Annotated in this window: 21 protein-coding genes and 1 pseudogene; 9 read left to right on the top strand and 13 right to left on the bottom strand. The window is 62.9% G+C overall.

Annotation, left to right across the window (positions count from 1 at the left end; translation table 11 throughout):
- Window position 1: 1 nt before the first annotated feature.
- The 5 genes from J3D46_RS02185 to J3D46_RS02165 form a co-directional block, all read right to left on the bottom strand.
- A complete protein-coding gene (locus tag J3D46_RS02185; RefSeq protein ID WP_231340285.1) occupies window positions 2-673 on the bottom strand; it encodes a FadR/GntR family transcriptional regulator in 672 nt (223 codons plus the stop codon).
- Window positions 674-872: 199 nt separating this feature from the next.
- Window positions 873-2,381, bottom strand: a complete 1,509-nt coding sequence (locus tag J3D46_RS02180) for an amino acid permease (protein WP_231343377.1) — start codon at window positions 2,379-2,381, stop codon at window positions 873-875.
- A gap of 126 nt (window positions 2,382-2,507) precedes the next feature.
- Window positions 2,508-3,941: an aspartate ammonia-lyase gene (locus J3D46_RS02175; protein ID WP_231343378.1), complete on the bottom strand. Its 1,434-nt coding sequence runs from the start codon at window positions 3,939-3,941 to the stop codon at window positions 2,508-2,510.
- Between the two features lie 13 nt (window positions 3,942-3,954).
- Window positions 3,955-4,986 (bottom strand): asparaginase, encoded by a 1,032-nt coding sequence (locus tag J3D46_RS02170; RefSeq protein WP_231343379.1) that lies wholly within the window; start codon window positions 4,984-4,986, stop codon window positions 3,955-3,957.
- Window positions 4,983-5,702 carry a FadR/GntR family transcriptional regulator gene (locus J3D46_RS02165; protein ID WP_231343380.1) on the bottom strand — a complete coding sequence of 240 codons (720 nt, stop codon included), beginning with the start codon at window positions 5,700-5,702 and terminating at the stop codon, window positions 4,983-4,985. Before J3D46_RS02165 ends, J3D46_RS02170 begins: the two co-directional genes overlap by 4 nt.
- A gap of 199 nt (window positions 5,703-5,901) precedes the next feature.
- On the opposite strand from J3D46_RS02165, the gene J3D46_RS02160 reads away from it, so the two are divergent.
- From J3D46_RS02160 to J3D46_RS02150, 3 genes are all read left to right on the top strand, one after another.
- The gene (locus J3D46_RS02160) at window positions 5,902-6,408 is read left to right on the top strand and encodes a hypothetical protein (protein WP_231343381.1); all 507 of its coding nucleotides are present in this window, start codon (window positions 5,902-5,904) and stop codon (window positions 6,406-6,408) included.
- A gap of 78 nt (window positions 6,409-6,486) precedes the next feature.
- A complete protein-coding gene (locus J3D46_RS02155; RefSeq protein ID WP_231343382.1) occupies window positions 6,487-7,122 on the top strand; it encodes a hypothetical protein in 636 nt (211 codons plus the stop codon).
- A 37-nt stretch (window positions 7,123-7,159) separates the two neighbouring features.
- Window positions 7,160-7,621 carry a DUF3817 domain-containing protein gene (locus tag J3D46_RS02150; RefSeq protein ID WP_231343383.1) on the top strand — a complete coding sequence of 154 codons (462 nt, stop codon included), beginning with the start codon at window positions 7,160-7,162 and terminating at the stop codon, window positions 7,619-7,621.
- A gap of 22 nt (window positions 7,622-7,643) precedes the next feature.
- On the opposite strand, the gene J3D46_RS02145 is transcribed toward J3D46_RS02150, so the two are convergent.
- Both J3D46_RS02145 and J3D46_RS02140 read right to left on the bottom strand, forming a co-directional pair.
- The gene (locus tag J3D46_RS02145; RefSeq protein WP_231343384.1) at window positions 7,644-8,543 is read right to left on the bottom strand and encodes a PKD domain-containing protein; all 900 of its coding nucleotides are present in this window, start codon (window positions 8,541-8,543) and stop codon (window positions 7,644-7,646) included.
- A gap of 51 nt (window positions 8,544-8,594) precedes the next feature.
- The gene (locus tag J3D46_RS02140; RefSeq protein ID WP_253464843.1) at window positions 8,595-9,023 is read right to left on the bottom strand and encodes a DUF6318 family protein; all 429 of its coding nucleotides are present in this window, start codon (window positions 9,021-9,023) and stop codon (window positions 8,595-8,597) included.
- Window positions 9,024-9,039: 16 nt separating this feature from the next.
- On the opposite strand from J3D46_RS02140, the gene J3D46_RS24885 reads away from it, so the two are divergent.
- Window positions 9,040-9,174 (top strand): hypothetical protein, encoded by a 135-nt coding sequence (locus tag J3D46_RS24885; protein ID WP_256490922.1) that lies wholly within the window; start codon window positions 9,040-9,042, stop codon window positions 9,172-9,174.
- A 199-nt stretch (window positions 9,175-9,373) separates the two neighbouring features.
- Here J3D46_RS24885 and J3D46_RS02135 read toward each other — a convergent pair whose 3' ends face one another.
- The 3 genes from J3D46_RS02135 to J3D46_RS02125 all read right to left on the bottom strand — a co-directional run bounded on the left by J3D46_RS02135 (window position 9,374) and on the right by J3D46_RS02125 (window position 12,132).
- Window positions 9,374-9,751, bottom strand: a complete 378-nt coding sequence (locus J3D46_RS02135) for an RNA-binding S4 domain-containing protein (RefSeq protein ID WP_253464841.1) — start codon at window positions 9,749-9,751, stop codon at window positions 9,374-9,376.
- A 78-nt stretch (window positions 9,752-9,829) separates the two neighbouring features.
- Window positions 9,830-10,933: a sulfite oxidase gene (locus J3D46_RS02130; protein WP_231341749.1), complete on the bottom strand. Its 1,104-nt coding sequence runs from the start codon at window positions 10,931-10,933 to the stop codon at window positions 9,830-9,832.
- Between the two features lie 164 nt (window positions 10,934-11,097).
- A complete protein-coding gene (locus J3D46_RS02125) occupies window positions 11,098-12,132 on the bottom strand; it encodes an aldo/keto reductase (RefSeq protein ID WP_231341748.1) in 1,035 nt (344 codons plus the stop codon).
- 274 nt (window positions 12,133-12,406) lie between these two features.
- Here J3D46_RS02125 and J3D46_RS02120 point away from each other — a divergent pair, with 274 nt between their 5' ends.
- Window positions 12,407-12,898, top strand: coding sequence for a flavin reductase family protein (locus J3D46_RS02120; protein ID WP_231341747.1), 492 nt, complete (start codon window positions 12,407-12,409; stop codon window positions 12,896-12,898).
- A gap of 64 nt (window positions 12,899-12,962) precedes the next feature.
- Entirely contained in the window at window positions 12,963-13,478 is a 516-nt protein-coding gene (locus J3D46_RS02115) for a hypothetical protein (protein ID WP_231341746.1), read from the top strand.
- On the opposite strand, the gene J3D46_RS02110 is transcribed toward J3D46_RS02115, so the two are convergent.
- On the bottom strand, window positions 13,475-14,368 hold the full coding sequence (locus J3D46_RS02110) for a hypothetical protein (RefSeq protein WP_231341745.1): 894 nt from the start codon (window positions 14,366-14,368) through the stop codon (window positions 13,475-13,477). The genes J3D46_RS02115 and J3D46_RS02110 overlap by 4 nt on opposite strands.
- Before the next feature lie 135 nt (window positions 14,369-14,503).
- On the opposite strand from J3D46_RS02110, the gene J3D46_RS02105 reads away from it, so the two are divergent.
- Window positions 14,504-14,959, top strand: coding sequence for a YchJ family metal-binding protein (locus J3D46_RS02105; protein ID WP_231341744.1), 456 nt, complete (start codon window positions 14,504-14,506; stop codon window positions 14,957-14,959).
- A 4-nt stretch (window positions 14,960-14,963) separates the two neighbouring features.
- Here the strand turns inward: J3D46_RS02105 and J3D46_RS02100 are convergent, their stop codons facing one another.
- Window positions 14,964-16,928 carry an acyl-CoA dehydrogenase family protein gene (locus J3D46_RS02100; RefSeq protein WP_231341743.1) on the bottom strand — a complete coding sequence of 655 codons (1,965 nt, stop codon included), beginning with the start codon at window positions 16,926-16,928 and terminating at the stop codon, window positions 14,964-14,966.
- A gap of 62 nt (window positions 16,929-16,990) precedes the next feature.
- Complete coding sequence (locus J3D46_RS02095; protein ID WP_231341742.1) at window positions 16,991-17,293, bottom strand: hypothetical protein; 303 nt, start codon at window positions 17,291-17,293, stop codon at window positions 16,991-16,993.
- A 247-nt stretch (window positions 17,294-17,540) separates the two neighbouring features.
- On the opposite strand from J3D46_RS02095, the gene J3D46_RS02090 reads away from it, so the two are divergent.
- Together J3D46_RS02090 and J3D46_RS02085 are read left to right on the top strand one after the other, a co-directional pair.
- Window positions 17,541-18,998: a DUF3375 family protein gene (locus J3D46_RS02090; RefSeq protein WP_231341741.1), complete on the top strand. Its 1,458-nt coding sequence runs from the start codon at window positions 17,541-17,543 to the stop codon at window positions 18,996-18,998.
- Window positions 18,991-19,794 (top strand): annotated as a pseudogene (locus J3D46_RS02085) (DUF4194 domain-containing protein); the annotation flags it as partial. The gene J3D46_RS02090 and the pseudogene J3D46_RS02085, both read left to right, overlap by 8 nt.
- Window positions 19,795-20,008: the final 214 nt, after the last annotated feature.

Raw genomic sequence — 20,008 nt, 5'->3', positions numbered from 1 at the left:
GCTAGAGGGCTTGCCGCAGCCAGTTTTCCACGCCGCTGATGTGCACGGTAACCAAAGCCCGCACCAGTTCGGCATCGCCCCGTTCCAGGGCGTCCGCGATTGCGTGGTGCTCGGCCAAGGTGTGCGCCACAGCCTTTTCCTGGGTCAGTCCCCGCCAGATCCGTGCCCGGACTGTGCTGCTTGACAGGGCTTCAAGGAGGCTGCCGAGGTAGTCGTTACCGGCGGCTTCGGTGATGATGCTGTGGAACTCGAGGTCATGGGCCACGAGTTCTTCCACGTCCGTGTTTTCGTCGATACCGTCCATGGTGCTGCGGAGGGCCAGCAGTTGCCCGGGTCCGATTTTGCCAGCCGCCAGGTGTGCGGTGGCCGGTTCCAGGATTCGTCGGACCTCAAAGAGCTCAAGGATGGACCTGTCCTGGTGCAGGTCAACCACAAATGCCACGGCTTCATTGAGCAGCTTGGCGTCCAGGCTGGTGACGTAAGTGCCATCTCCGCGACGGACGTCCAACACGCGGATCAGCTCAAGCGCCTTCACGGCTTCCCGCAACGAACTCCTTGAAAGGCCAAGCCTCTCGCTCAGTTCCTTTTCCGGCGGAAGTCGGTCGCCAGCCTTAAGTTCCCCGCGGATCAGCATGTCTTTGATCTTGCTGATCGCCTCGTCTGTGACAGCCATGGACCAATAGTAGCCACGAATGATCCGATGTCTGTTTCCGCCGCGTCCGCACCCACCGAGTCGCAGCTCAGGTCGTTCCCAGCGCTCGGAACGACCTGAAGTGCGACCTGCTTGGGCGCGTTAACCGACGACGGCGACACCCGGGTTCCGCTGTTACGGAACGTGGGTGCCGCCGTCGTGATTCAGCGGTTGTTGCTTGCTACTTGTCGCCGCCGGGGAGCGGGCGATTGGCGATCACCGGTGCGCTGCCGGTGTAACCGTCGCGCGTGGCAGCGAGTTCGTGGATCTGCTTACGGCACAGGAACCAGCCCCAGACCATGAGTCCGCAGGCAATCGCAGTGACCAGCATGGTGAGCGGGGACTCGATGAACACCATGATCAGGACACCCAGCAGGAAGACCAAGGACAGCCAGCCCGTGTAGGGGGCGCCGAACAACCGGAACGACGGTCGCTTCAACCAGCCCTTGTCGGACCAGCGCTTGAGCTGCATCTGGCAAAGGACGATCGTGGCCCAGGTGACGATGATGCCCACGGAGGCAACGTTGAGGACGATTTCGAAGGCATCGGACGGCACCAGGTAGTTCAGCGGAACGCCGAGCAACGAAACGCCTGCTGTGATGGCGATGCCGCCATAAGGGACGCCTGCCTTGTTCATGCGCTGCGCGAACTTCGGGGCGGAGCCGGCCACTGACATGGAGCGGAGGATGCGGCCCGTGGAGTAGAGCCCGGCGTTCAGCGAGGACAGGGCGGCGGTGAGCACCACGAGGTTCATGATGACGTCTACGCCTTCGACGCCGATGGAGCCGAAGAAGGTCACGAAGGGGCTGACGCCCTTCTCGTACGAGGTGTAAGGGAGGAGCAGGGCCAGCAGGATGACGGAGCCAACGTAGAAGACCGCGATGCGGAAGACCACGGAGTTGATGGCCTTGGGCATGATCTTCTCCGGGTTGGCAGTTTCACCAGCAGCGGTTCCCACGAGCTCGATCGAGGCGTAGGCGAACAGCACACCCTGCATGAGGATGATCATGGGCAGGATGCCGTTCGGGAAGACACCGCCGTTGTCCGAGATGAGGCTGAAGCCCACTTCCTGGCCATCCACTGGGGTGCCGAAGATGACGAAGTAGGTGCCGACAAGGAGGAAGGCCACCAGCGCGGCCACCTTGATCAGCGCGAACCAGAACTCCATTTCGCCGAAGACCTTCACGGACACCAGATTGAGGCAGAGTACCACCACCAGGGCAATGAGCGCCCAGGCCCACTGCGGAACGGCGCCCATCCAGGCGATGTATTTGCCGAAGAAGTTCATATATAGCGCCACTGCGGTGATGTCCACGATGGTGGTGGTGGCCCAGTTGATCCAGTAGAACCAACCCGAGACGAATGCTGCCTTCTCGCCGTAGAACTCACGGGCGTAGGAGACGAACGACCCCGACGACGGGCGGTGCAAAACGAGTTCACCAAGGGCGCGAAGAATCAGGAAAGCGAAGAAGCCACAGACTGCGTACGCAATGACAAGGGACGGGCCGGCCGCATTGAGCCGGCCACCGGCGCCCAGGAACAGGCCGGTGCCGATAGCGCCGCCGATCGCGATCATCTGGATCTGGCGGGGCTTGAGGTCCTTGTGGTAGCCGGAGTCCTCCTGGTGGAGGGCTTTTTCGCTGGCGTGCGCTTGGGCCGGGACCGTGTGGTCCGTGATGGGATTGGTCATTGGAATCCTTAGGAGTGTCCTGTTGGGGGTGTCCTGGGCGCGTCCGGTCAGGGATTCGGGCACGCAAGACAGCGCCTCGTGGCGGTATGCCTCATCGGGCGGGACGGCTGACTAAAGCCGCTGGGCTTAGTGGTCAGTTTCGACCTGTTTGCTGAGATTTGCCAGACGTTCGGGGCTGAGAAGTTCTTCCAGCTGCGCTGCGGTCAGCAGGCCGTGCTCCAGAACGAGCTCTGCCACACCCTTGCCCGTTGCCAGCGCCTCCTGGGCGATAGCGGTGGCGGAGGCGTAACCGATATGGGGGTTCAATGCCGTGACGAGACCGATCGACTGCTCCACGGTAAGCCGTAGCCGTTCGGTGTTTGCGGTGATGCCCCGGACGCAGCGTGCCGTAAGGGTGCGGCACGCTGCTTCCAGGTGGGAGATGCTCTTGTGCAGGCTGTGCACAATGATCGGTTCGAAGGCGTTCAGCTGAAGCTGGCCCGCCTCGGCGGCCATGGTGACAGTGACATCGTTGCCGATGACTTCATACGCCACCTGGCTGACCACTTCCGGGATCACCGGATTGATCTTGCCGGGCATGATCGACGAGCCGGACTGCACAGCCGGAAGGTTGATCTCGCCCAAACCCGCACGCGGTCCGGAGGACAGCAGGCGGAGGTCGTTGCAAATCTTGGAGAGTTTCACTGCCACCCGCTTGAGGACGCCGGACAGGTGAACGAACGCGCCCACGTCTTGGGTGGCCTCGATGAGGTCCGCAGCAGTGAGGAGGGGAAGGCCTGTGATTTCAGCCAAGTGGCGGCAGGCAGCTTCGGCGTAACCGGCCGGGGCGTTCAAGCCAGTGCCGATTGCGGTGGCACCCAGGTTGATCTCGTGGATCAGCATGTGCGACTCGTCCAGGCGTGCGCGGTCCTCGCCAATGGTCACTGCGTACCCGCCGAACTCCTGGCCCAGGGTCATGGGCACGGCGTCCTGGAGCTGGGTGCGGCCCATCTTGACCACGGTCCTGAATTCGCGGCCCTTCTCTGCGAAAGCGACCTCGAGTTCTTCAAGTGCCAGGAGGAGTTCCTTGACGGAGAAGATCGTGGCGAGGTTCACCGCCGTCGGGTAGACGTCATTGGTGGACTGGCTCAGGTTGACGTGGTCGTTCGGGTGCAGCTTGGAGTAATCCCCCTTGGGGTGACCCAGGATTTCCAGTGCACGGTTGGCGATGACCTCGTTGGCGTTCATGTTTGAGCTGGTGCCCGCGCCGCCCTGGATCACGTCCACCATGAACTGCTCATGGAGCATGCCGTCCATGATGTCCTGGCACGCCTGCTCGATGGCGCCTGCCCGTTCGGCATCCAGGAGGCCAAGCTCATGGTTGGTGCGGGCCGCAGCTTGCTTCACGGCAGCCAAACCCCTGACGAGGTGCTTGTTGGTTGAGAGGGGCTGTCCGGTGATGGGGAAATTCTCGATAGCCCGGAGCGTATGAACGCCCCAGTAAGCATCCGCAGGGACGTTTCGGTCCCCCAGAAGGTCGTGTTCGGAACGGAGTGGGATTGCCTGATCGACGGTGGTCATAGCTGTCCTTGGTTTAGTTGCTGAAAATTTGGGCTACGCGGAGTTCGCCGACCGGAAGGCCGCCACCCAGCACGGGCGGGCTCTGAAGCGTGTCCAAGCTGCCGCCGTCGACGCCCAACCGGCGAAGAACCTCAACGGTGACGGGCATGCGGGCGCGATCGCCGCCGTCGGAAATCTTCACGGCGATGCCCGTGCCGTCCGGGAGCCCCACCAGTTGGAGGCCCTCAAAGCCGTCCTTGGCGAGCAGGCCTGGCACGGCCCGCATGAGGGCGGTGACGTCGCGGCCCTCGCCGGCCACCATTTCCGGGAAGCGGCGCATGGCGTGGGCGACTTTGCCTTCGTCAGTGCTCTCGTCGGCGGCCGCGAGGCGGCCATAAGCGCGGGCCATGCCGTGCAGCGAGTGTGCGAAGAGCGGGGTTCCGCAGCCGTCAGTACTCACTGCGGCCGCTTCCTCCCCGGTGAGTTCGGTGATGGTGTCGCGGACCAGGACCTGCAGCGGGTGCTCGGGATGCAGGTACCCCTCCACAGGCCAGCCGTTGATGACGCACACGGCAGTCATGGAGGCGTGCTTGCCGGAGCAGTTTTGCGCGATTTGGGTAGGGCCGTTGCCCTGGCGGAGCCACTCTTCGCGCTCGGGGACGCCGTACGGGAGGTCCGTGCTGTTACCCAGAGCCGCTTCTGTGAGGCCGTGCAGCTTCAGGATTTCAGTGGCGCCAGCCTGGTGCATCTGCGCACCGGAGTGGCTGGCCGCCGTGAGGGCCAAGAGGTTTTGGGGGATATCCAAGCCGGCCTTGAGCAGGGCTACGGCCTGCAATGGTTTCAGGCTTGAACGCGGGTACATCGGGGCGTCAGGCTCGCCGGCCTCCACTGCGGTGGTGCGGTTGCTCCGCAGGGCGATCAGCGAACCGTAGTGGATGCTCTCCACCAAGCCGTCGCGGGTTACCTCGACGAGCGGGACATGCTTGGGGGCTTGGTGCGCGGAGGCCTGGGGTGTGGCCATTGCTTCGGGGACGGGCATGGTGATGGTGTCCTTGGGGTGTGTCATTTGCTGAGGATCGTGTCCAGTGCCACGCTGACGGCCTGCAGGTGGGCGGCCATGGCTTTACTTGCGGCTTCGGAGTCGCCCGCTTCGATCGCGTTGAGCACGGCAACGTGTTCCTCGTCCGAGCGGTGTTGCCGGTCTGCTACGAGGTTAAGGGTTTCGGACTGGTGGGCCAGTGCCTCACGGATATCCGAGACGACGCTGGCGAACACCCGGTTTCCGCTGGCGCGGGCCACGGCTGAATGGAAGCTCGCGTCCAGGTTCACCCAGGCTTCGGGGTCGTTCTCGCTGAGCATTTCCTGGACGATTTCCTTGAGGTGCTCCAGCTCCTCATCAGTGCGGCGCTGGGCGGCGAGCCCGGCCGCCGGAATCTCGATGTGCGGACGTGCCTCGTTGAGATCCCGTGCACTGTACTGACCCAAGGTAAGGTCGTTAGCAACCTTGTTCGCCACGATGAACGTGCCTTTGCCGGTTTTGGTGACCGTGAGGCCCAACGTGTTGCAGGACCTCAGCGCTTCCCGGATGACGGAGCGGCTGACGCCGTACTGACCAGCGAGCGTTGCTTCGGAGCTCAACTTGGTGCCGATATCGAACTGGCCGCCCTCGATGGCTCGCCTCAGGGCCGCGAAGACCGCTTCAGCTGCGGAGATGCGGGAGATGGGCATATGCGCACCCTGGGGCTCTTGCTGTCCGGCTGTCCGGCTGTCTGACAGGTTCACGCTTTGAATATGGCACGGGTCACAAGGGCCTGTCAACGCTGAAAGAACCGCTTCAGGGTTTGGAAGCTGGTACTGCCCTCTGTCGCCGTACGGCGACATTCGCAAATGTCGCCGTACGCCGACTTCCCGGATACGGCACAGCGGTACGGGAAGCCGCCTTGGCCATCCACCCGACCACCCATCCTTGACACAATGGACCATGCTCTTCACCAGAAAGTCCCTCACCGACGACGGGTTCACCGGGTTCCGGCCGCTCGACGAACTCGATCCCATGAGGATCCCCCAAGGACCCGGCATCTTTGCGATCCTCCGCCCGGCCGACTTCGAGCCCATGTTCCTTAGCAAGAGCGCCGCCGGAACGTTCAAGAAGAAGGACCCCTCCCTCAAACGGGAAGCACTGGAAGCAGAGTGGATTCCGGACGCTTCTGTGGTGTACCTCGGCAAAGCGAGTGCCGGCAGCCAGGGTAACCGCGGGCTCCGCAAGCAGATCCAGGAGTTCATGGATTACGGCCGCGGACGTCCGACCGTTGTCTGGGACGCGCGGCTCATCTGGCAACTGCGTGATGCCTTGGACTTGGTGATTGCATGGAAGGAGCTTCCTGCAAGCGAAGTCAATGCCGCCGAAGCGACCTACCACGCTGATTTCATTGCGGCCTTCGGTCGGCTTCCGTTTGCCAACCTGGTCCAGGCCCGCTCCAAGAAGTAAGGAACAACGCACGACGGCGGAAGCCGAGTTCCGCCGTCGGCCTCCCGCTTGCTTCGCGGCCGGCGCATAATGGCAACCATGACGGCCAGCAACCCCACTGGAAGCAAACCGCATGGACCTCGCGTCACCGTTGAGGTACCCGTTCTCCGTGTTGGGGCCGGTGCCTCGGACTACGAGGGCCTTAACCGCTTCGTCGATTCGCTTCGAAATCCCTCGGGCTTACATATGACCCTGCTGCATGTCGGGATTCTCGACGACCTGGCCCATGACATCGCAGCGTGGACCAAGGGAGCAGCGAAGCCGGAGGACGTGCTTCCTGAAATTGCCAGTTGGCTGACGGAGATCCCCGTCCTGGCCGCGTTTTTAGGCAAGTCAGACAAGCTGATTCCTTTGGGCGGCGGACGCGTCATGGGTCTCGAAGTGGATGTTCCGCTGGAAGTTCACGACTATCAGGCTCTCTTGCTGCAGGGTCTGCACCTTTTGCTGGACGAATTGGGTCTCGACAACGTTGACGACTTCATCCTGAGCTCACCCGCCCTTGGCTATAGGTCGCCGCGGTGGGTTCCACATATTGCTGTGGGTAAAGCCCGTACGCGGCACGAGCCCGTGGTCGAAATCGCTCCGGTTGCCATCGAATTCGGTGATTCCCGCATCCGCAACCGGCAGGCGCTTCCCATACCGGGTGATTCCTCAAGAGTCCGTCCACCACGGTAAATTGGATGTGTCTCCCGTTTTCTACCTGAGGACTTCCATGCAGCCCCGCACCTTGTTCCGTACCGTCGCTTTTGCCGAGGCCGTGACATGGACGTTGTTGCTGATCGGGCTGTTCCTCAAGTACGTCACGCGGACCACCGACGTGGGGGTGAGTATCGCCGGAGGCATCCACGGCTTCGTGTTCCTTTGCTATGCAGCGACTGCCGCTTTCACCTGGATCAACCAGAAGTGGACAACCCGCACAGGACTCCTTGCCATTGCGTCGGCTGTCATTCCCTACGCCACCATCCCCATGGAGAAATCCCTCGACCGTCGCGGCCTCCTCGCCGGCGACTGGCGCTTGGCCGCCGGTGGCGATGCGCCTAAGGGAGGATTCGAAAAAGCCCAGGCCTGGGTGTTGAGGAATCCCATCCTTGCCGTTGTTGTGACACTCGTGGCCGTGGGCGCAGTGTTTAGCTTCCTGCTGTTCATGGGCCCTCCGGACACCTGGTTCTCCTAAGCTCCGCCGAGCCGCTCACGGGTTATCCGCTCTCTGCGCCGGGGCAGCCCCATGACTTGGGGTTTTCCTGGCAGGTGTCGGCTACGAGTGCTCTTTCTGTTTTCCAGACGTGGATGGTTTTGGCCGGTGTGGTGATGTCGAGTGTTCCGTTGATGGGTAGTGGTGGGCCGTTGTTGACGGAGTAGGTGCCGGTGAAGCTTGCCGTGAGGGTGGCTTGGTAGTTGCCTGTTTCGGTGTAGATGTGGCTGGTGCGCGTCTTGTTGCTGAGCCACTCTGCCTCGGGGATGGAGTAGCCGGCCACCGGTGTTGGTCCGAGGGTTGTTCCGTCGCCGAAGGCGTAGGTGTAGCTCGCCGGTGTTGCCGTCAGGTGGACGGCTTGGCCGAGGATGGTGACGTCGAAGCCTTGCTCTCCAGCGGTGGCGTAGAAGTTGGTGGGGCCGCCTTTGAGGGTGTGCGGGAACGGCTGGGCTTCGAGGGTTCCGGGGCTGACGGGTAGTTGTCGGAAGTCGGTGAGGATGCGGGCGGCGATGTTGGCCAGGACGTTCTCAGGTTCAGGGTCGTATAGGCACGTCGGTCCGCTGACGGCTGGGTAGTCCGTCCATGTGGGACTAGTGATGGATTTCGGTGCCTGCCTCCAGATCACCGGGGTGCCTTCTTCTCCGTCAGGTGTCTTGGCCGGGCATTCCATCGTCAGGCAACCCTTGTCTGGTGTATCCGTTCCGCCAGACCGGCAGTGAACGTCAGCCATGTACTGGTTCGGGTCCTCGGCGGCCGGCGAACCGTCGATTTTCGGAATGAACTCGCCGGTGACGGGGTCCCTTGTCCATTGAGTGCCGGCCAGTTCCAAACCATTCTCGACGTAGCCGATGTCAATTTTTGGCTCTTTCGCTTCGGCGAGTGCGCTCTGAAACAGAAATGACATGCAGACAGAAATCATAAGAACGCTGATGCTTCGCGTGAATTTATGCATGGACTAACGGATCAGACCAAGGTCGACCAGTAGCCAGCGCTGATCCGCAAACCGCAGCTCCGCTCGACTCGCGGAGTTCGTTGCAACTGTCGGCTCCTGATACAGAGATCCTTCTTTATCCCTGATTTCGATTGGCTCCTGGATGACCTGCACGGCGGCGACTTGAGTTGACGCGGATAGATCAAAGGTAGTTTCAACCGTTGCCGATCTGATTGTGGCCCCGGCGATCCACCGACCGTCTTGCCAACCAGCCTCAATGCCTTTGCGGAGGGAAGTACATAGGGTGCAGGTGGGACTACTAAGGGGCGCTAATTGTTCTGTTGACCCGGTTTCGTAGCTGTAGCTCAACTGGGCATAGTAGTACCCAATAAACGCCTCCAGCCCAACCTTCGAGTTCTCCTTCGCCAGGTCGGGCATCACGGGAACCGGCACATTCTGTGCCTTTCCCTTGGCATCCGCGGGCTTGTACGCGGCCGCCGCTGAAGGAGTAGCCGAAGCCGCCGGGACCGTAGCGCTCGTGGTGGGCGACGCCGTCGTCGAACTTGTTTCTGAGGGTGAGGCGCTGGGCGTGGAAACGCCCTGACAACCGCTGAGAAGGAGCGCCAATGCCACTCCCGTGACCAGTTTCCCGGCATTCAAGATACGAAAAGTGGCAGACGAAAGGCGTGGCATGACAGGCTCCCCAGCAGCTGTTTGGCGGTGTGCCGGTCAGTCTAGGCCGGGGTCGGAGAAGGTTTCATGTCAGAAATGGCGGCCTGTGGATAAGTGCCCGCCACCACAACCTACCCCCGCAGCTTCTCCATATCCCTACGGTCCTTCTTGGTGGGTCGGCCAGCGCCGCGGTCGCGTTGGGGGAGTCCGAGTTTGGGGGCGACGGGGCGCGGGGGAGTGTGGTCGGTGAAGCAGTGGGAGGCGGCTTCGGCTCCGACGCGCTTGGCGATCAGGCGCCGCACCTCGAAGATCCGTTCCCACCCGGATTCGCGGACCCGGATGGTGTCGCCGATGATCACGCTTTGCGAAGCCTTCACCGGGTTTCCGTTGATGCGGATGTGCCCGGCACGGCAGGCGGCCGTGGCAGCGGAGCGGGTCTTGTAGGCGCGTATCGCCCACAACCAGGCGTCGACTCGGACGTTGGCTGGGGAAGAAGACGGGATGCTCATGATTGGAACGAGTCTAACCGCGGCGGAGCGGGCAGGCGAGAACGCCGGAAAGCAGCGCGGCAGATCCCCAAAAGACACCTACCGCACCGTCACCTCAACACGCTGCGCCATGTTGTTCCCGATGCCTTGGTAATTCCACACCTGGTCGGTGGGCTGCAGTGCGCCCGAGGTATCCATCGCCCGGCAGCGCAGCACATGCTCGCCCGCACTGGCTACCCACACCATGGACCACGACCGCCACGCGAAATCACCCAGCGGCGGATCTACATGTGCAGGCATCCATTCGCCGTCGATCCCCACCTCCACCCGTTCCACTTCGCCGTGTCCGGACCACGCGCGGCCGTGCAGCATTACGGGACCGGCGTCAACGATGCGGCGTCGGGTGAAGAAATCAGGAATCCCGGGAGGAATCATCAGCGAGCGAACACGGATGTGCGTCACGGGCAGGCCTGGGCCGTCGGGACCTTGCAGATAGTGGTAAGCGACCGCCTGCTGGAACCCCATGAACCGGGATGTCACGGCTTCAATCGACGTCAACCACTTCACGCTCGCCATGCCGTACCAACCCGGCACCAGCAGCCGCAGGGGGAATCCGTGCTGGATCGGCAGGGGATTCCCGTTCATGGCGTAGACCAGCATCACTTCGGGATGCATCGCCTCAGCGACGGTCAGGCTGCGGGCATACGGCTCTTCGACGCCGCCTTGGATACCGTTGTCGGCACCGGTAAAGACAAGTTCGACGGCGTCACTCGCCAACCCTGCCTCCTCCAGCAGGGGTGCCAAGGGAGTTCCGGTCCACTCGGCTGTGCCCACCGCACCAAGGACCCAAGGCTGGCTCAGGGGTCGCGGTGCCAGGAGCGACCTCCCGTTGCCTGCGCATTCCATGGTCACAGGCAGGGTGACAGCCGGTCTGGCTTTGATGTCCTCAAGACTCAAATCAAGACCGTGTTCAACAGCCCCGCCCAACCGCAGCCTCCATGTCTCAACGGAAACGTGCGGAATGTCGAAATGGATGAGTAAGTAATGAAGGCCTGCCGGCGTGATGTCGTCGTGCAGGGCTTCCAGCGGCATGGAATGGTTCCGCCCTGAAAGTTGCAGTTCTTCGTGGGTCAGGGGACCTTCGGTCGGCTGTCCGGGGGTGGCGGCTTTCGCTGCTCTTTGCTTGACATGGTGTTTGGACATGGGACGGCGGCGTTCTACTGGAAGCTAATCGCTGCGGAGTGCCGCAGCACTTAGGACAAGGATCACGCCACGGGCGAACCTGCGTCAATAGCTCGTTGTGAGGCCTGCTCTGCGCCCTCACGGAAGCACGTAACGCGCAAACCGGGCCTCACAACGGAAGGCGACTACCGGCGTCGTAATTCCGGGTACTCAAGGTGGGGTGCCACGGTGCCGGCGTCGCGCTCGAGGAAGTTCACAGCCGGGGCAACGATGTCGTCGATTTCGTCGAGGATGGCCTCGCTCAGCACCACGTCTGCGGCCTTCAGGTAGTCAGTCAGGTGGTCTTCGGTGCGTGGCCCGATGACCACGCTGGTCACCGCCGGGTGGTTCAGGGCGAAGCCCACAGCCAGCTGAATGAGGGTCAACCCGTGGCGGGCCGCCAACTGTGACAAGGCGTCGACCGCGTGCAGCTTGCCCTGGTTGAAGGGCGCGTTGACATCGAAACGCCCCGGAACGGCAGCCGATCGAGAGCTTTCAGGCTGGCCGGCGCCGACGCGGTAGCCACCGGCCAGCCACCCGCCGTCGAGCGGTCCGTAACTCAGAACCCCGACGCCGTACTGCTGGGTGATGGGGAAAACGTCGCGTTCGTTGGCGCGCACCAGAAGGGAATAAGGTACCTGGTCAACTACCGGCGGGGTCAGGTGGTTGGTGTTGGCGATCCACTGCGCCTCAACAAGCTGGGCCGGGCTGAACACGGACGTGCCGTAGTACAGGATCTTGCCCTGCCGGATGAGATCGTTCAGGGCGGTGATGGTCTCAAGAAGATCGGTGTTGTAGTCCGGACGGTGCGCCTGGTAGAGGTCGATCCGGTCTGTGTTCAGGCGCCGCAAGCTGTCCTCCACAGCCCGGACGATCCACCGGCGGGAATTGCCGGCGTGCGCCGGGTTGGAACCCATTTGGCCGTGGAACTTGGTGGCGAGGAAAACGTCATCGCGCCGGCCGTGGATAGCCTGGCCAACCACGGTCTCGGCCTCGCCCTGGGAGTAGATGTCCGCGGTGTCCACGCTGGTGATACCGGCGTCGAGCGCTGCTTTGATGATGCGGATGCTCTCGGCGGGCCCCGTGGGTGCGGCGCCGGTGCCGAAATTGAGGGTGCCCAGCGTGAGGGGGCTGATCAGGGCGCCAGTGCGTCCAAGCGTTCGTAGCTCGTTGAGGCTCATGTCGGCTTCCTGTGGTGGGACAGTGCTGGGGGTCCAGGCCTGAGTCGGTGGCCTGGATGTTCAATCGAGGCTACACACGGCCGCCGGAGGCATGAACGCAAGCGGTAGAACTTCTTGGCTTTTCGTCTTGGGAGGTAATGGAGGAGGCCTTACTTCGCGACATTTCTTGACACACGGCAACACAAATGTCTTCCGGATCAACAAATATTGCCGTTCCCGAATGCAGGTGAATTATGGGAAAGGAACTCAAGCAACGCACGAAGGGGACAGCGGAATGACACAGACCACAGTGGAAGAAACGGCAGCCATCAAGGCTGCATTTGCGCAGTTCCCGTCCGGAGTCGCAGCGTTCAGCGCGATGGTGGATTTCACGCCGGAAGCTTTGGTGGCATCGTCCTTCACAGTGGGCGTTTCATTGGAACCGCCGTTGGTGATGTTCGCCGTGCAGAACTCCTCCACCACCTGGCCGAAGCTCCGCCAGGCTCAACGATTGGGTGTCTCGGTCCTTGCCGAGGGCCAGGAAGGTGCCGCGCTGCAGCTGGCCTCCAAAACGAGGGACCGGTTCGCGGGGCTGGACACGAGCGTCAGCGACTCAGGCGCGGTCCTGATCGATGGCGCCGTGCTGGGCTTTGAATGCGAAGTTGTCTCGGAGACGCCTGCAGGGGACCACGCGATCGTGGTCCTGGAGGTCAAAGCGACCACCATCAACCTCGAATCCAAGCCGCTCATCTACCACGGCGCGTCGTTCCGGCAGTTGGCCGCGTAGCCGTTCCCACAAAGCCCCGGCGGATACTCTGGCCACCCGGAGGCTCCGTACCTAGAGTTGTTTTATGGAGAGCAATCCTCGGCCCGCCGCCTGGAGTTTGGCCGTGACCTTGCCGCTGGGCGCCGGCGTTTTGGTCGCTGCGATTGTGTTCGTAACCTCGCGGTTTCAACTGGGCGACGGCGGTCCCGGAGTCCTCTTGGTGACTGTTCCCGTGCCGGCCGTCATCATCTTTCTTGCCGCTGTAACAGCAGCCTTCCTGGCTGGCTCATTCCGCGTTGGGCTCATGACCGGATCCTTCGCCTTCTTGTCCAGCACTGTTGCCCTGTTGGCTGTGCTCGCAGTTGAGGGAGCAGTCTGGATGGACCGCCACGGTGTGTTCATGCTCGACGGCGATTCGCCCCGTGGGTCAGTAAACTCCGCCGATATCATGGTGAACATTTTCACGACTGGGATGTGGATAGGTCATGTGATTGTGTGGCTACCCGGACTCGTCCTCGGCGCTGCGATGGGTGCTTGGGTTGCTGACAGGTGGGCGCTCCAGGGGAGGGCCCGACCACGCACCGCCCAGAAGCCCGCCTAGGAGTTGCGGCTGGCGCTGCTGAGGGACCCTTTTCGGATCGGGCTCGGAGACTTCCCATTCTTGGAAGTGTTCGGGCCCGATTTCCGTGCGTCGTTGCCTTGAACCGGGGTCTTGGCATCGGTTGGCTTGGCGGGACCGCCGTCAGGCTTCTTGGCCGGGGCATCCGGCCGCTTCGGTCCGGGCGTTTTCCCGTTGGAGGAGGGAGTGGGCTCGTCAAGGTCGCGGACTGTGACCTTGATGGCGGGCGGTTGCTCGGACTTTGCGCGGGCGGCTGCCCGTTCGTCTGCTTTGGCAACCGCTTCGGCCCAGTCCTTGGACAGGACAGGGGGTTCCTTGGTTGCTGCCACAACGATTGGATGATGCGCGGTCTGGTTTCCCACCACTGACTTGACCTCTGCCGGTTTGGGCAGTTTTCGGGGGTCAACCTTGGACTTCCAGGCGCCTTCCTTGAGTGCGGCCGCCGTACCCGAGAGCCGCCGTCGAACGTCTCCAAGGAGGTCTCGCTTGGGTGCCGCGGGCGTCGATGGCGTGGCAGCAGGCTCCTTGGCCGGGGCTGAAGCCGGTGCGACAGTTGTCGCAGCCTGCACCTGCGCGGTGGATCCCGTTTCGAGGTAGGCGAGGTCATCCAGCGGAGAATCGACAGACTCGACGTCGCCCGTTACCGGGACTGGAACGCGGGCGGGACGCGGGGGCAACTGGACGATGGGAGTGGTTTCCTTCTTGGGGAAGATTCCCACCATCGCCAGGAGGACAATCGACAGCAGTCGCCCAACTCCAGCCACCACCAGGGTGATGATGATGATCAACCCGAGACCCAGGAACATCAGGACGGCGAGCCCCAGTGTTCCCAAATACGTCAGGTTGATGGCGAGTGTTGTCGGATCCTCCACGTAGCCTCCCCTGGCTGTCGTTTTGTGATGCGCGCATTGCCCACCCAGCTTGCGTATCTAGCCTAAGGTCCAGCACCAACGGAATCACGCCCCGCCCCCTACTCTGGCGGGGTTGTTTCAAAGCTGTTATATGGCGTGGGAAAATATGTTGCCCAGCTCTCATTTACAGCCTTAGATTGGGAACTCGTGACCCCTGAACCTGCCCGACTCCGCAACGGCATGTGCCCCTGCCTCTCCGGGGAGCAGTATGACGATTGCTGCGCACGCTTCCACCGCGGCGACGCCGACGCGCCCACTGCGGAGCAATTGATGCGCTCCCGGTATTCGGCCTTCGTTGTCCTGGCCCCCGACTACCTCCTGCGCACCTGGCACGCCTCAACGCGACCGAAATCCATGGATCTCGATCCGGACATGCAGTGGCGCCGGTTGGACATCGTCGGCACCGCCAACGGCGGACCTTTGGACACGACGGGCACCGTGGAATTCGCCGCACACTACAGGCTCGACGGCGAACGCGGCGTCCAGCGCGAAGCCAGCCGTTTTGTTCGGGAAGGCAAACGCTGGTTTTACGTCGACGGGGACGTTCGCTAGCGCCTCACCGATACTTGCGGTGCAGGTTTTCCTTGGTTGACGCGCCCGGGGCAGCATCGCCGATCCACGGCCCGGTTCCCTCGGACTGGTCCAGGACCCCGGCCTCCAACCACGCGTAGTCGCCGGTGAGGACCTTGCGTGACAGGTCATGATCGACGTCGTCCGTGTTTCTCCACAACTGGTCGAAGTATTCGTCCACCCGCACGCGCGCCTGCTCGCAGAATGCTTCGGCCAGCTCAAAGGCGGCGGCACCTTGCTCCGGGTGCTTGCGGAGTAGCATTTCGGCCCGGGAGCAGCAGGCCGCCATGGCGAACAGTTCGGCGCCGATATCCACGATCCTGCCCAGGAACGCCTGCTTATATTCCAGCTTTGCCTGCCACCTGCCCATGCCGTAGAAGGTCTGCCGGGCAAGCCGCCGCGAGGACCTCTCAACGAACCGCAGCTGCTTGGCCAGACGCCCGAACTCCGCGTAGGACCGGGGATCCATCCCGGCTCCGGCCACAAGCTTCGGCAGCCATTTGGCATAGAAGCCAGAGGCCCCGACGGCGGCCCTCGCCTTGTCCTGCAAGCTCGCGTCCGCTGAGGCGAGGTCGCCCGCAGCGGCAAGGTGCGCGTCCACTGCCTCGCGGGCGATCAGGAGTTTCATGATCTCGCTGGAACCTTCAAAGATCCGGTTGATACGGAGGTCCCGGAGCAGTTGCTCGGCCGGGACGGCGCGTTCGCCGCGGGCTTCAAGGGACTCTGCGGTTTCGAACCCACGGCCGCCACGGATCTGGACAAGCTCATCGGCGATCCGGCAGCTCAACTCCGTAGACCACAACTTGGCAAGAGCCGCTTCGATGCGAACGTCCTTTTGGCCCGCGTCGGCCATCTCGGCGGATAGTTCAAACACGGCCTCCAGGGCAAAAGTCGTCGCGGCGATGAAGGCGATCTTCTTTCCCACGGCTTCGTGCTTGCCTACCGGTCGACCCCATTGGGTCCGGGCGTTGGACCATTCGCGGGAAATCTTCAGGCTCCACTTCCCAGCGGCAACGCAGAGACCGGGAATGGAAAGCCGGCCGGTATTAAGGGTGGTGAGGGCGATCTTGAGTCCTTGGCCCTCGCGGCCGAGCCGGTTGGCAACAGGTACCCGCACCTGGTGGAAACGGGTCACGCCGTTTTCAATCCCGCGCAGGCCCATGAAGGCGTTGCGGTTCTCCACGGTGATGCCGGGGGAGTCCATCTCCACCACGAACGCGGAGATTCCGCCCTTGTGCTCGGTCCCGTCAACGTCGGTATGTGCGGGAACCCTGGCCATGACCACCACGAGCTCAGCGATCACGCCGTTGGTGGTCCAAAGTTTCACGCCGTCCAGAACGTAAGAACCGCCGTCGTCCGACAGTACGGCAGTGGCGCCCATCCGCGCTGGGTCGCTGCCGACGTCGGGCTCTGTCAGGAGGAAGGCAGTGATGGCTCCGGCGGCGCAACGCGGCAGGTATTCCTTCTTCTGCTCGGGTGTGCCGAATTCCTTCACGGGCTCCGGGACACCGATGGACTGGTGTGCGGAAATGAGGGCCCCGAGGCTTGGATGCACCGACCCCAGCAGGGCAAGCGCACGGCCGTAGTAGACCAGGGACAACCCCAAGCCGCCGTATTCACGTGGGATTTTCATGCCGAAAACGCCGAGGTCCGCGAGCCCTTTGAGGTACTCATCCGGAATCCTGGCGTCTTTTTCAATGGTGCGGCCGGACATGGTTTTGGCGAACGTCAGCAAGCGGGCCATGAACTCCTCGCCCCGCTCCACATCGTCCGCCCGCGCTTGTGGCCATGGGTGGATCAGGCTGAGGTCGAAGCTGCCCAGGTAGAGGCCCTTGGCGAAGCTGGGCCGGTTCCACTCGGTTTCGCGCGCGGCTTCGGCGACGGCGCGGGCTTCCTCTGCGGTGGCATTGACGCTTGCTGCGGCGAGGCTGTTGTCAGTGGCGGACGTCATGGGGTAACTCCTCTAGCCGGTTGTGCCGGATGGAGCCAGGGTCCGCCTTGGGTGGGAACCCTTCAGCTGTCCCTCAATGCTACCCGCGAGTAGCTACCCGTGCTAGGGGAAATCTGCGGCTGGAATTCGGCCGGAATTTCCACTTGTCCAGCGTGGTGAACAAGGCGTTCCCACGCAAAGTTAATGCCGTGGACCAGGCCCCCGAGGACGCCTTTAACGGCGTACCAGGCCATGCCCATGGCCCCGATAAGAATGATTGTTGCCATTGCTGCTGCTGCGATGAAGGCCACCAAGAGTGCAGCAAACAGCAGCGTTCCAATAACTACGTATGTGCCTGTTTCCAGCGCAGTGAAATCGAAATCCATGGTTCCCCCCGGAGCGACGGTGCGTGGGTCGGCGCGGCGTGGCTGCGTCGATGTTCTGACACTAGGGGTGGGGGTGCCTTCGGGCCAGAGCGGAAACGCGTCGCGGCTCCGTTGATATGGGATCGAAACCATACCGCGCGGTAGGTTACGAAATGGTTGCGGTGGGGAGGTTCTGACGCTCTGCGTTAACCTTGTACGGGGCAGTTTCCGCTGCCAGCCAGGTTTCGCAGCAGCTGAAGGAGAGTAGTTGTCCCGTTCAGCCATGTCCTCCGCCGACGCCATCAGCGCGAGGCTTCGCGACCTCGAACAGCTGACCAAGGGCCCAGCGTGGGCCCTGACGCGTTCGGCGCCGTGGGTCATCGCAGTGCTGCAAGCATCCTTCACCCGCACCCGGCCGCAGCTTCCGCTCGAAGAGTTCCATGCCGACGTCGACGCTTTCCTTGAGCAGCTCCGCCGCCAGGATCCCACCCTCGGTGGACAGCAGAACGGCAAGCTGTTCGGAGATGAATGGACGCGCAAGCAGTTCCTGACGCGAAGGAACCAGTCCGGCCACATCGTCTACGAAGTCACAGAACCCGCGGCCCGCGTGCTCGCCTTCCTGGACAGCCTGTCCAGCGAACGTTCCACGCTGAACGGTTCGCGGCTCGGCACACTTCTGGGCGATGTGGAGAAGCTCGCCAACGAAACCAACCCGGACCAAAGCGCGCGCCTGGAGGCCCTGGAGGAGGAAATCCACGAGCGCCAGCAGCTGGTGGAGGACATCAGCTCCGGGGAGTTCGACGGTCTCCTGGACGACGAGGAAGCTGTTGAAGCGGCCGGCAACATCCTGGATCTCGCCGCCAGCCTGCCCGCGGACTACAAGAAGATGCGTGACCGCATCGAGGAACTGGTGGGCGAGCTCCGCAACCAGATCATCGAGGAGTCGCTGAGCAAGGGCGCTACGATGGCCCAGGTTTTGGAGGCCGACAAGCGCCTGCGCCAGAGCCCCGAAGGGCGAACCTTCCGCTCCTTCACTGCCTTTCTGGAGGATCCGCAGCAGCAGTTGCGCTTCCGCTCGGCGATCGGTGAGGTGCTGAGCCGGCAGTTCGCGGATGACCTCTCCCACGAGGACCGCGAGACGCTGAAAAACCTGGTGGCCGAACTGCGCACGCAGCACAGCCACATCCAGAGGATCTACGGCAAACTCTCCGAGAGCCTGAACACGTACATCCAAAGCGACGACGTCCGGCAATCCGTCAGCCTGCGCAAGGTGCTGGCAGAGGCCGAGCAGGCGATCCGCTCCTTGCCGTACGAACGCGACCGTCCCGGACTGGTCCGCGGGCCCGTCCTGTTCAACGCCGGGTTCGAGTCATTGGCCATGGTCAAACTCTTCGACCCCGACGAATTCGCCACGCCTCCGCGCCTCGCGGACCCTATCGCTTTCAGCGACTCGGACCGGGTGCGCTCCGCCCGCACGGGCAAAGCCAAACCCGCTGTTGTGCGGGCTGCCATGGCGGGTGCCGCTACCTTGGGCGATGCCTGGGACAACCTGCCCGCCGAGGAACGGCACATCAACACGGTCCGCACCCTGTTGTCCATCGCTCTGCAATCGGGCGCTGGCTTCGACCGGGCAGCCTGGGAACACATTGACTTCGAACAAATCGACGGCAGCATCCGCACGGCGTACCTGCCCGTCGTCACGCTGAATGAGGATTCTGATGACTGAGGAAATCACGACGACGGACGTCACCGACGCGGATGAGGCCACCGAAGAGGTGGTTGAGGCCGCCGCGGCCGAACCGGTGGCCGAGCCCGCTGCTGAAATCACTCATGCGGATCCCTTCCGGGTCACACCGCGCGACTCGTTCGTGGACGGTGCGGCGCTGTTCCCCGGTGACACCGGGGTGCTCCCCATGAAGGTGCGGCATGCACTGGTGAAGCTCCTGAAAGGCCCGTACATCGACGGTGGCCGGGACGAGAAACTGTGGACCACGCTCCTGGACAACCAGCTGATCCTCCGCAGCCGACTCTCCGAGCTGTTCCTCACCCTCCAGCTCGATCACGACCGCAAGATCGCAGTTCTCCGCCCGGTCGATCCCGACATCATCGGAGCAAGCTCCCGGTCCAGCATCCTCCGCCAGCAGCGAGCCCTGAGCCGAGTGGAAACCATCGTCCTGCTCCGCCTTCGCCTGCTGCTGGACCGCCACGTCACCGCCCAGACGGACCCAACGATCACCCGCGAGGAAATCTCGGACCTCGTGGCCAACTACACTCCCGCGGGCCAGCAAGACGCCCTGCGCGACTCCGACGTGGTCACCCGCACCATCACCAAGCTCCTTGCCCGCCAGCTCATCCTCCCCACCCCGCTGGACGATAGCTACACCATCAGCAACGCCCTTCCCCTGGCACTCCCTTTCGAAAACATCGGCGACATCCCAGCCCAAATAGAGGCCCTGATAGCAGTAGCAGCCGACGAATCCGGAACAGAACCCCTCCTGGACCTGGACCCCTCTGAATCCTCCGCGGATGGGGACGACGACGCCGATGCCGCCCCCGCCCCTTCGCCGGACAGCACTCGTCCTGCGGACGATGCTGCCGGCTCCGACAGGCCCGAAGCCACTCCCGGGGCGGCATCGGCGTCGTCTACCTCGCGCGAGCACCTCACCGAAGCGAGCGGCGATGCCGGGGACATGCGGCAGCATGCGTCTAAGCGAGGTACGAGGGAGCATGCAGAGC

Source organism: Paenarthrobacter sp. A20, assembly GCF_024168825.1.
GTDB lineage: Bacteria > Actinomycetota > Actinomycetes > Actinomycetales > Micrococcaceae > Arthrobacter.
Note: the sequence above shows the minus strand (reverse complement) of the source record. Positions and strands in the feature narration are given on the sequence as shown.

What these genes read in the sequence shown, in the direction of transcription:
- J3D46_RS02185 (WP_231340285.1), bottom strand. Translation starts at nt 673, where the DNA reads ATGGCTGTCACAGACGAGGCGATCAGCAAGATCAAAGACATGCTGATC.
- J3D46_RS02180 (WP_231343377.1), bottom strand. Translation starts at nt 2,381, where the DNA reads ATGACCAATCCCATCACGGACCACACGGTCCCGGCCCAAGCGCACGCC.
- J3D46_RS02175 (WP_231343378.1), bottom strand. Translation starts at nt 3,941, where the DNA reads ATGACCACCGTCGATCAGGCAATCCCACTCCGTTCCGAACACGACCTT.
- J3D46_RS02170 (WP_231343379.1), bottom strand. Translation starts at nt 4,986, where the DNA reads ATGACACACCCCAAGGACACCATCACCATGCCCGTCCCCGAAGCAATG.
- J3D46_RS02160 (WP_231343381.1), top strand. Translation starts at nt 5,902, where the DNA reads ATGCTCTTCACCAGAAAGTCCCTCACCGACGACGGGTTCACCGGGTTC.
- J3D46_RS02155 (WP_231343382.1), top strand. Translation starts at nt 6,487, where the DNA reads ATGACGGCCAGCAACCCCACTGGAAGCAAACCGCATGGACCTCGCGTC.
- J3D46_RS02150 (WP_231343383.1), top strand. Translation starts at nt 7,160, where the DNA reads ATGCAGCCCCGCACCTTGTTCCGTACCGTCGCTTTTGCCGAGGCCGTG.
- J3D46_RS02145 (WP_231343384.1), bottom strand. Translation starts at nt 8,543, where the DNA reads ATGTCATTTCTGTTTCAGAGCGCACTCGCCGAAGCGAAAGAGCCAAAA.
- J3D46_RS02135 (WP_253464841.1), bottom strand. Translation starts at nt 9,751, where the DNA reads ATGAGCATCCCGTCTTCTTCCCCAGCCAACGTCCGAGTCGACGCCTGG.
- J3D46_RS02130 (WP_231341749.1), bottom strand. Translation starts at nt 10,933, where the DNA reads ATGTCCAAACACCATGTCAAGCAAAGAGCAGCGAAAGCCGCCACCCCC.
- J3D46_RS02125 (WP_231341748.1), bottom strand. Translation starts at nt 12,132, where the DNA reads ATGAGCCTCAACGAGCTACGAACGCTTGGACGCACTGGCGCCCTGATC.
- J3D46_RS02120 (WP_231341747.1), top strand. Translation starts at nt 12,407, where the DNA reads ATGACACAGACCACAGTGGAAGAAACGGCAGCCATCAAGGCTGCATTT.
- J3D46_RS02115 (WP_231341746.1), top strand. Translation starts at nt 12,963, where the DNA reads ATGGAGAGCAATCCTCGGCCCGCCGCCTGGAGTTTGGCCGTGACCTTG.
- J3D46_RS02100 (WP_231341743.1), bottom strand. Translation starts at nt 16,928, where the DNA reads ATGACGTCCGCCACTGACAACAGCCTCGCCGCAGCAAGCGTCAATGCC.
- J3D46_RS02095 (WP_231341742.1), bottom strand. Translation starts at nt 17,293, where the DNA reads ATGGATTTCGATTTCACTGCGCTGGAAACAGGCACATACGTAGTTATT.